Source organism: uncultured Roseobacter sp. (assembly GCF_947491795.1).
Classification (GTDB): Bacteria; Pseudomonadota; Alphaproteobacteria; order Rhodobacterales; family Rhodobacteraceae; genus Roseobacter.
In genome coordinates this window covers 614374-624627 of record NZ_CANLKW010000001.1, presented here as the reverse complement: position 1 = coordinate 624627, position 10254 = coordinate 614374, and the positions used below count along the sequence as shown (strand labels likewise).

Below are 10254 nucleotides of genomic sequence, written 5' to 3'. Positions count from 1 at the left end.
CAGAAACCAAAAAAGGGGAGATCTGAAATGAAACTGACAACAGGACTGATGGCAACTGCGGTGGCGGGGCTGATGGCTCTGCCGGCGGTGGCCGAAGACAAAATGAAAATCGGGTTTGTATACCCGTCACCGATTGCCGACGTGGGCTGGTCTGCCGAACTGAATGCCGGGCGTGCCGCCATCGAAGAGCATTTCGGTGACAAGGTTGAAACCCTTTTCGTCGAGAACGTGCCGGAAGGGCCCGACGCGGCCCGGATCATGAACCAGATGGCCGCGCAGGGTGCTGATATGATCATGCTGGGCTCGTTCGGGTATATGAACGACGGCATCAAACTGGCGCAGCAACGGCCAGAGATGACATTCATTCACGCGTCCGGCTATAAGCTTGCGCCGAATTTTAGCAACTTCCAGAGCCGCAACTATGAGAGCAGCTATCTTGTCGGGATGGCCGCAGGTGATGTGACAGAGAGCAACGTTGTCGGCATTGTCGCTGCCTATGCCATTCCTGAAGTGATCGGCATGATCAACGGCTTTGCACTGGGCCTGCAGGAAGTGAACCCGGATGTGACGATCAAGGTCGTCTGGCTGAACTCCTGGTTTGATCCGCCCAAGGCTCAGGACAGTGCCCGCGCGCTGATGGCCCAGCAGGCCGACGTCATTTATTCGCTCTATCAGGATACGCCATCGGTCGTCACGGTTGCCGAGGAAGAGGGCGTCTGGGTGATCAATACGTCCTCGGACATGAAAGCCTATGCGCCCAACTGGTTGTTGGCCTCTCAGATTGCGGACTGGTCGAGCTTCTTTATCGAAAGCGTTCAGGCGTCGATGGACGGCACTTTTGAGGGAACGGCCTTCTGGGGCGGTATGGCCGACGGTACTGTCGATGTGAAAAGCTGGTCTGACAAGATCTCTGAGGGCGCAATGGCACGGATCACCGAGGCCGCTGACGCCATGAAGGCCGGCAGCTTTCACCCGCTTACGGGACCGGTTGTGGACCAGGACGGGACCGAACGGCTCGCCGAGGGTGAAACGATTGCAGATCCGGACCTGCTGGGCATTGACTGGCTGGTCGCCGGTGTCGAGACACGCCTGCCCAACTGATGCAGGCGTTTCGCGCCCATCTGATACACAGCCCGGAACGAGGGCGGATCGAGCGCATCGAGGATGCGCTCGTTTCCTTTGATGACACCGGTCAGATTACCTCTGTCGCACCGGGTGACAGTGCACCGGCAACGATGGATCTGCGCGCGCGCGGTGTATTGCTGCCGGGGCTGATTGACCTGCATATTCACGCACCGCAGTTTCCGCAGCTGGGCACCGGGCTGGACCTGCCGCTTGAGGACTGGCTTTTCAAATACACCTTTCCGCTTGAGGCGCGTTTTGCCAATATTGCTTATGCGCGGGGCGTGCACGATCGTCTGGTACGGCGGCTGCTGGCCAATGGCACAACGACGGCCGTCTACTTCGCCACGATCCATGACGCGTCCTGCCTTGATCTCGCCCGGACATGTCTGCGGCTGGGTCAGCGTGCTTTTGTCGGACGCGTTGCCATGGATCTGGCGGACAGCTGCCCGGAGTATTACCGCGATGCTGATGCCGCCGCCTCTGTGTCCGGGACTGCCCGGTTCATTGAGGCCGTGCGCGCGTTGCCGCAAAACGCCCTGGTTGAGCCGATCATTACCCCGCGTTTTATCCCTGCGTGCAGCGATGCGGCACTTGAAGGGCTGGGCGCGCTGGCGGCCGAGACCGGTGCCGCTGTGCAGACTCACTGTTCAGAAAGCGACTGGGAGCATGCGCATGTCCTGTCGCGCACGGGCAAAACGGACACCGCCGCGCTGGACAGTTTTGGCCTGCTGAACCGTCGGACTGTGCTGGCGCATGCAGGCCATATCACGGGCGCAGACATGGAACTTATCGCCGGGCGCGGCGCGGGAATTGCGCATTGCCCGCTTTCCAATGCCTACTTTGGCAATGCGGTTTTCCCCCTGCGACGTGCACTGGCCAAAGCGCTGCACATCGGGCTCGGCACGGATATCTCGGGAGGCCACAGTGCGTTCCTGCTCGACAATGCCCGCGCTGCCGTCACCGCGTCGCGCATGCTGGAGGACGGCACCGACCCGGAAAAAGGCGCCGCCGAGCGTGGCGCTGCCGGTTCGCGTATTGATTTCCGTGATGCCTTTTATCTGGCGACAAAGGGAGGAGCGGAGGTGCTTGATCTGCCTGCGGGTGCATTTGAACCCGGTCGTCAGATGGACGCCATCCTGGTCGATCTGCAGGATGACTTTGGCCCGCCGGAGGATCTCCTGCAAAAGATCATCATGCGCGCAACACCGGATGAAATTGTCACTACCTGGGTTGCTGGTCGGGCCGTCAGCGGAAAAGATCGCCCCCCAGTCCAAAGTGTCTGACCAGGCCGCGCCGGTACGCGATTGACATCGCATCTGCCGGAATGTGCACTTCGTCGCGTACGTTCAGCGGCAGGTCCTGCGGACGCTGTGCCTCGACCAGCGCTTTGTCCTCGTCGTTGATCGTCAGGCTTTCGCGGATCAGAAACGCCTCATCCGGCGCACCGGTTGTATCTGTTGCTACCTGAAAAATCTTTGTTTCATAGGCGGATACCGGACATACCGTATCGGCGAAATACTGAACGTACCAGCTGTCGTTTGGTTTGATGATGATGATCGTGGAAAACGGATAGGTCAGCTCATACGTATAGACGACGTGCCGGCTGTCGCCCGGAACATCATCCGGGAACCGGTTGCCCCCCTCGTCATACCCCAGATCAAATGTGAGGCCATAATCCGTATCGGTCACCTTGTAGGACGGAAAACGGTCTTCCTCACTGCCGCCAAACGTTTCTTTGTGCACCCAGGGAAAGTGGGCAACATCGTTGAAATTTTCTACATGGCGGCTGGCCGCTGCAGCCCAGGTATTGGCCGGGACAAAAACCTTTCTCAGTGCCGGATCGCGCAGACCGGGCCAGTCGGGCAGGGGCCATGCCGGTTCGTCCGACAGGCAGGTCCACAGAATCCCGAACCTTTCCTGAGTAAGCAGAGACTGAAGCCGCAGTCGCGGCGATATGCGCGCATTCTGGTCCGGGTTGGACGGAATACGGGTGCAGAGGCCTGCAGGGTCAAAATGCAGCCCGTGCATCGGACATATCAACTGGTCCGCGTCGACGCGCCCTGCACTGAGCCGCGTGCCCCGGTGCGGGCAGAGATCCCTTGCCACGGAAAGGCCATTGGCCGTACGCCATATCACCAGGTCAACATCCAGCAGGCGCGCGGCTACGGGGCGCTCTTTGATTTCATGGCAGAAGGCAATCGGATGCCAGAAGCGGGACAGTATTCTCCAGTCTGCCTCGGCGAAGGTACATTCGTGCGGCAGATCGGTTGCTGATGCGCTGGCGTTCAGAGGAAGAAACATGATCGTGAGAAAACCGCAGTGGACCGCAAAAGACAAGGGCAGCGGGCGGGATCTGCAGGCTCCACAATTGCCGCAGACTGGTGACCCTTGCAGGCGGGGCCGACCGGCGGGCAATTCGCAACCACGGGCCAGGGACGGTTTGCGCGGGCGCGGTTCGGTTTCAACCACGACGTCTTTGCCTCGACGCAAAAACAGGAGCCGGATCGCATTTCCGTCTGTTGACATCGCAGAGTGCCCGCAGCCGCTTTGTTCTTGGATTGCCATCGTAGTCGTGCGCGCGCGACTTCCGAAGTTTTCACCTTGATCGTGGATCCATGGCTGATCACGCCTGAAAACATTGCCGGTAGCCTCTGATCCAGTCCCGGTTCTTATAATCCGAACTCTTTGTGCATGGAACCCTGCACGCCTCCCGGCCGTAGCCGGATGCGTAAGTTCATCTGCAACAGGTTGGTATCGGTCCGCTGCTTCTGTCGGTCACGCGGAGAAAGCTGGCGGACAGATTTGTCTTTCGTCGCTTTTGAGCGCGCGTTTGGAGAGGCCAATTCAGTGGGCCGAAGCCGCATATCTCTGGGGATCAGCCCACCCTGGATTTCAGCGCGGCTCCGGTGTCCGTACTGCGCAAAAGCTCCCTTGCCTCTTCCAGTTCGAGAGGTTTGGAGAAGAAATAGCCCTGGGCCACCTGCACGCCGATTTCCATAAGGAGTAACATCTGTTCTTCAGTTTCGACGCCTTCGATGGTGACGGTTTTGTCCAGATCGTGGAACATCCGGGTCAGGTGCAGCAGCATATCTTTGTTTTGCTCGATCCTGGTGACATCCTTTGCCAGCGAACGGTCAATTTTGATCTCGTCAAAGGGGAACTCCAGCACGTATGACAAAGAAGAGTATCCGGTTCCAAAGTCATCGAGTGCGACGCTGACACCGGCTGCTCGCAGCGCAGTCAGCGACTTGCGCGCTTTTTTCCAGTTCTGCATGAACACGTTTTCCGTGATTTCCAGCGTGAGCTGCGATGGCGAAAGTCCTGTAACCAGCAGCACATCCTGGACCTGCTCCACGAAATCTGACGTGTGTACGTCAAGGGCACTGACATTTGCAGACAACATAACGGATTTCTGTCCGGATCGGGACGCTTCTGCAATCGCAGCAGCGGACTGGCGCATGATCTGGAAATCCAGTTGCTCAATCATGTGGCATTCTTCGGCGAGTGGAATGAATTCTGTCCGTGGAATTTCCTTGCCCAGGTGGTTCCAGCGTGCCAGCGCTTCGAAACCAACGATTTCGCCGGATTTAAGGTCGACTTTCGGTTGCAGAACAGGTCGTATCCCGCTTTCGCCCAGTGCGACAGGCAGTGCGGTAAGTAACTCCAGCTTGCGCCCCATCTTGGTACGCAGTGTTTCATCAAACGTCTGATACCGGGATTTGCCGGCGTTTTTCGCGGCATAAAGTGCTGTGTCTGCCGACTTCATCAGCGCCGGTATGTCAGAGCCATCTACTTGTGAGAGGCTCGCAATGCCGACAGAACAACCGGGCCGTAAAACAGACGTGCCGAACTGAAATTCCTGATGAATGCTGTCTACAAGTTGCTGTCCCAGCTTTTCCACGTCGAAATCAGTCTGCTTCGGCGCGACCACCACAGCGAATTCATCACCGCCAAAACGTGCGACAAGACCACCCAGAGGATCGGCCACTTTACGAAGACGCGTGGCGATCGTGACCAGCACAGCATCGCCGGCATCATGCCCCATCGAATCGTTAATCAGTTTGAAGTCGTCCAGATCAATAAGTGCGATAATGACGTCGGCAACTTCGCCTGTTTCCATCTGTGAGATGTTCCTGTCCAGATGGTCGTAGAACATACTGCGGTTTGCGGACCCGGTCAGTGAGTCGTGAGACGCCAGAAATTTGGCGCGCTCCTCTGCTCTGCGTTGCTTTTGTTCTGCGCTGACCTGTCGTTGCAGTGCTGTGACCGTACGTGCCGAACGTCTTGCCTGAAGCGTGATCAGTCCAAAAACGAGAATGCCGACAATGGGCGCGGTGCCAATGGCATATGCGGCACTCTGGGTCACAGCGCTTGTCAGATCCGTTTCGACGACAAATGCGCCCATCACGTCTCCCACCTCGTAGACATTCCCGCCAAGCGCCTCATTGTGGCAGGCAACGCAGCTTTCGGAACTGGCGATGGAGGGAACAATTGTCCGGCCAATAAACTGACCGTCGATCCAGAGGTGTTCGTTGTGCGACGCTGAACTTCTGGTCTGTGCCATATTGGCGATAATGGACAGAATACGCGGATCTTGTTCGACAGTCGTGAGCTCCAGCCCCGGCGTTCCCGGCATTCGCATTGTTGAAGCGGTGGCCCTGACATCGGCGTTGCTTATGACATTGTCGGTGAATTCCTGGATCCCAATTCTGCGGAAAGTTGCGGGAACCAGGTTTTCCTCACCACGGTGTACGGCGAATGCGCTGGTAAAGGCATTGGTCATGTCAATCAGCTGTTGCCGCTGCGACATTTCACTGTTGGTTACTTTGTAGTTGTAGGCTAGGAAATAAACGGCGCCGACCGCAATAGCGCAGAGCATGCAGACAACAACGCGCAACCTTATTTCGTTCAGCCAAACCAACGTAATAACTTTCATCGTTACTGCTCTTGCCCAGTGCCTAGATCGCATTGGTATACAAGCTGTTATGCTGCCTGGCTCAAACGGATAGAAGTTTATGCAAATTCCAGTATTTGCGAGGGGAATGCAGATGCAGACCGGCCAGGCTCTGGGCAGAAACCCTGTTTTTCACAAGGTGCAAAGGCATTGGACCTGGCTTAATAAATAGTCTGTTCGGCAGTCGGTTGCTGATCTCTGAAGTGGAATTGCAGACTTTGGACATGGGAGCGCCCCGACCCAGGAAAACGTGCTGCGCCGGGGTCGGCAATTGGGGGGTACAAGAGCCTGTGAAGAGGCAAGCCCATCTCGGGTATTGGATGAGTGGAATGGCGCCACAATCGGCCGGCAAGGCCATACAGTCTCTGCAAAGCAGTCCGGGCCGGTTTATCTTTGTTCCGACGCAGACTTGGAACAGTATTCCACCAAAGTGGGTTTAGGCTCAGCTTTCAAAAACAAAGGGCTTAACGCGCCTGCGCTAAGCCCTTGAATTCTTTGGCTCCGGCGGTAGGGATCGAACCTACGACCAATTGATTAACAGCCTGCCCAGTGGCGTTTCGCCGGGTTTCGCCATTTTTCGCCAGCTTACGGTAAATCATTGAATCGTATATGTTATTCTTGACTTTAGATGCGCCCCTGTACCACCTCTAACCCTGTAATTTGATGCGCAGTGCTTCCGTAATGCTTCCGTTTTCGGGAAATCTGCTGACAAAACCAGTGAGGTGTTCTTGATATGTCCAAACTGACAAAACGTGCTGTAGAAGCCTTGGAAGTCCGTGCCAAAGACTATCTGGTCTGGGATGGCGATTTGTCCGGCTTTGGCGTCCGGGTCTTTGCCTCAGGCCGGAAGTCCTATCTGGTGCAGTACAGGGCCGGGGGCAGAACGCGTCGCCGTTCCATCGGGCAGCACGGGGCGCTGACCGCCGATCAGGCGCGTGTTGAAGCCCGCAAGCTGCTTGGTGACGTTGCGCGAGGCGGGAACCCGTCAGAAGAGCGCCAGCGCCACCTGAGCGGCGAAACGATTGGCGCATTATGTGACCGCTTCCTGACCGAATATGCCGAACAGCATTGCAAGCCTTCCACCCGCAAGGGGTACAAGATTATGGTCCGCACTTGCATCAAACCAAAACTTGGCAGTCGTAAAATCGTCGATGTGACACGGGCTGAAGTGGTGAAATTTCACTACGATCTGCGGGATCGCCCATACACCGCGAACCGCGCGGTCAGCATCCTGTCAAAGATGTTCAATCTGGCGGAGGACTGGGGACTGAAAACTGATAGTTCCAACCCAGCCCGCCGGATCAAGAAATTCCGAGAAGAAGAAAAGAAGCGCTATCTGAGCGAAGCGGAACAAGCACGACTTGGCAAGGTTTTGGCCGACGCTTTGGAAAGCGGCGATGAAACACCCCACGCTGTCTCTGCAATCTACCTGCTGATGCTGACGGGTTGCCGCATGGGAGAAATACGTACTCTCAAATGGGAATACATCACGCCGCACCATCTTGAATTACCCGACAGCAAGACGGGTAGGCGGCGCATTCCACTGCCAAGGGAAGCTTACAACATCGTCATGGCGTTACCGCGCAAGCCGGGAAACCCCTATGTGATCCTTGGTGAAAGCGAATACGGTCCTTTAATCAACTTGCAAAAGCCTTGGCTGCGCATCCGAAAGCGGGCAGGGCTGGAGGATGTGCGGATGCACGATCTGCGCCATACCTATGCATCCGTTGCGGTGATGAGCGGCATTGATCCGTTTTTGCTGAAAGAGATCATGGGTCACAAGAACCTGCAGACCACACTGCGGTATTCGCATTTTGCGGATGACGCGGTTCAGCGTGCGGCGGGATCGGTCGCCAGCCGTTTGGCTGGGGCGATGCGCAACCATGGAATCAATGAAACAGCTTTGAAAAAGCGGTTACGGGTTGTTTAGCGCCTAACTATTCTCTGGTGCAGCCTGCAATGATGAAAACCGCAAGGTGTTCGTTACAAACCTTTATCGACTCGCTTTGTGGACGTGGTTGTCGAAAATATTCAACGTAGATTGAACTTTACAATCTCGCGTTGTCCACAAAGCTTATCAAAAATGTACATAAGAGATTGGTATAATTAATTTATTTTTGAAGTCTTCAGAATGTTTTTCTTGATATCGCTGTTTTGCGGCGGCTAACTTCTACTTATGATTGTCGGGCGCTTTCCCGCATCGATAGGTTAAGGAATATGCGATGTTGCAAAAAAACCAACCCGAAATGCTTGATCCAAATGACCGCGCATATCTCGACGGCTTTATCGACGAGACCGCCGCCGCAGATTTCTTGTGCCAAAGCGTGCGGACCTTGCAGAAATGGCGTGTCACTGGCGAGGGACCTGAATTTTTCAAATCGGGGCGTTCTGTACGATACCGCCGCCGCGAGTTGAACGCATGGGCGGAAGAGCGCAGACGCAAGCACACTTCTAAATAACCACTTTTGCCCGCGTCGGGGTTAGCAGCGCCACGCGGGATTTTGGGGCCGGAAGGTCTTCAAACCGGGCGCGTGTCCAAACGCGGACGCGCGCCCTTTCTTTGTCTGCAGAAAGGTAACTCCATGACCAAAACTCCCGCTCATAAGCTCAGACTAGGTCTGATCACGGCAACGATCTGGGACAATGACGGTTTCCATTCCGTCGATCTGTCCCGCGCCTATAAAAACGCTGAAGGCCAGTGGCAGAACACCACCAGTTTCGCGCAGTCGGACCTGCTCAACCTCGCCAAATGCGCCGAGCGCGCGGAAATCTGGATCGCGAGGCAAGCCAATGCAGACCGCTAATAACACGCCAAAACAACCGGCCCGGCCCCAAAACAGAAGCTGCTCCGCCGGAGGCTTCCGTCAGGTGTCAAAAGCGCTGCCCGCTGAGTTGAGGGGGGTGATTGTAGCACCCCCCTCTGGAAATACATCTCCACCCGCGCAACCCGATATGACCGTGTTGCATCGGGGTTTCGATACGATTGCACTCTCTGTCAAAGCACATATCACTGACACCCTGCTGGAAGCTCTCAAGGCCGACAAGGCGCGTGCCGAAGAGGAACGGCGCGATGTCCAGTTCGACTATGGGGGCTTCACCTTCCTTCTGAAACCCCATGGCGGGGCGGGATACAGCTTTCTTCTGAGCGGCGGGAACTCTGGCGCAAACTGGAGTATAAAGACCCCAAATGCCAAAGACCCATGGGGTATTCGTGTCAGTGTGGGCTCGTTCTTTCTGGCCACAGAGGGGCTAGGAGCGGTGCGTGAGCACCTTGACGCTGTTCTGGCATCATGGGGCATCCGATACCGCGAAGAAGACGTCAGCATCGCGCGTGCAGATGTTTGCGTCGATATTCTGGCGCAGGGGTTCCGCCTCAACCCGGATCATTTCGTCATGCATTCATCTTGTCGTCGCCGCGACCACCTGACCGCCGATGACATAGCGGTGAATGGCAGATCGTCGCGCGTGACGTCGGTGACCGTGGGTGGCCCCGCGAACCGGCAAATCATCGTATACGATAAAACCACCGAGATCATGGCCAGAGCGAAACCGTACTGGTGGGACATATGGTACGATACGTTACGAAGAAACGCGGACGCAGACCCGGCGACGGTCGATCTCCTACGTTACGGTACGTTACGAAGAAACATTGGCCCAAACCGCGTCTGGCGGGTGGAGGTGCGGGCGGGAAAGAACCTGCTGAAAGACCGATGGCACATTCGGACATGGTCTGACTTTTACGCCCGGTTTGGCGACGTGATCAGCGAGGCGTTTGAGGTGGTCAGGTACTGCGCACCTTCGGACAGGGACACCAACCGCGCCCGCTGGCCTGCGCATCCCATCTGGGCGCTGGCGCGGACGGAGATGAACAGCGATCTGGAAGAGATGTCCGAAGGCACAGACCCAGAGCCATTGAAGGAAGTGGTGCGCGAAGATCATATCGCCCTTATCTACCGCAACGTTCTGGGCTCGTGCATCACTTTGGCAGCGCTGGAGGGTCAGCCATTGACCGCGCTGTCCGATTTCATCACCGGCCTCGCGGAAAAGATGCAATACAGTACCAAAGCAGACCCGGCCCGTACAGCACGACAGTTGAACGAGGCGTCAGAACGTTATGTGTTCGTCAAAGCGCAGAATAGCCCGATGCGATACGATACATAGATGGCACCTTAGCT

The 10254-nt window shown here is 56.4% G+C and carries 8 protein-coding genes and 1 tRNA gene; 6 read left to right on the top strand and 3 right to left on the bottom strand.

The annotated features are described in order from the left end of the window. Positions 1 to 27: 27 nt before the first annotated feature. Together Q1A34_RS03105 and Q1A34_RS03100 are read left to right on the top strand one after the other, a co-directional pair. On the top strand, positions 28 to 1101 hold the full coding sequence (locus Q1A34_RS03105; RefSeq protein WP_300030610.1) for a BMP family ABC transporter substrate-binding protein: 1074 nt from the start codon (positions 28 to 30) through the stop codon (positions 1099 to 1101). Next, positions 1101 to 2408: an amidohydrolase family protein gene (locus Q1A34_RS03100; protein WP_300030607.1), complete on the top strand. Its 1308-nt coding sequence runs from the start codon at positions 1101 to 1103 to the stop codon at positions 2406 to 2408. Before Q1A34_RS03105 ends, Q1A34_RS03100 begins: the two co-directional genes overlap by 1 nt. Here the strand turns inward: Q1A34_RS03100 and Q1A34_RS03095 are convergent. The 3 genes from Q1A34_RS03095 to Q1A34_RS03085 all read right to left on the bottom strand — a co-directional run bounded on the left by Q1A34_RS03095 (position 2371) and on the right by Q1A34_RS03085 (position 6644). Further along, a complete protein-coding gene (locus tag Q1A34_RS03095; RefSeq protein WP_300030604.1) occupies positions 2371 to 3426 on the bottom strand; it encodes an aromatic ring-hydroxylating dioxygenase subunit alpha in 1056 nt (351 codons plus the stop codon). The two genes, Q1A34_RS03100 and Q1A34_RS03095, sit on opposite strands and share 38 nt — an antisense overlap. A 574-nt stretch (positions 3427 to 4000) precedes the next feature. Beyond that, complete coding sequence (locus Q1A34_RS03090; RefSeq protein ID WP_300030601.1) at positions 4001 to 6061, bottom strand: bifunctional diguanylate cyclase/phosphodiesterase; 2061 nt, start codon at positions 6059 to 6061, stop codon at positions 4001 to 4003. Between the two features lie 514 nt (positions 6062 to 6575). After that, positions 6576 to 6644: transfer RNA gene (locus Q1A34_RS03085), tRNA-OTHER, on the bottom strand. 168 nt (positions 6645 to 6812) lie between these two features. On the opposite strand from Q1A34_RS03085, the gene Q1A34_RS03080 reads away from it, so the two are divergent. The 4 genes from Q1A34_RS03080 to Q1A34_RS03065 all read left to right on the top strand — a co-directional run bounded on the left by Q1A34_RS03080 (position 6813) and on the right by Q1A34_RS03065 (position 10240). After that, positions 6813 to 8009 (top strand): site-specific integrase, encoded by a 1197-nt coding sequence (locus Q1A34_RS03080; protein WP_300030598.1) that lies wholly within the window; start codon positions 6813 to 6815, stop codon positions 8007 to 8009. 292 nt (positions 8010 to 8301) lie between these two features. Beyond that, on the top strand, positions 8302 to 8538 hold the full coding sequence (locus Q1A34_RS03075; RefSeq protein ID WP_300030594.1) for a helix-turn-helix domain-containing protein: 237 nt from the start codon (positions 8302 to 8304) through the stop codon (positions 8536 to 8538). A gap of 123 nt (positions 8539 to 8661) precedes the next feature. Then, positions 8662 to 8883: a hypothetical protein gene (locus Q1A34_RS03070; protein WP_300030591.1), complete on the top strand. Its 222-nt coding sequence runs from the start codon at positions 8662 to 8664 to the stop codon at positions 8881 to 8883. A gap of 148 nt (positions 8884 to 9031) precedes the next feature. Beyond that, positions 9032 to 10240: a hypothetical protein gene (locus tag Q1A34_RS03065; protein WP_300030588.1), complete on the top strand. Its 1209-nt coding sequence runs from the start codon at positions 9032 to 9034 to the stop codon at positions 10238 to 10240. Positions 10241 to 10254 lie beyond the last annotated feature (14 nt).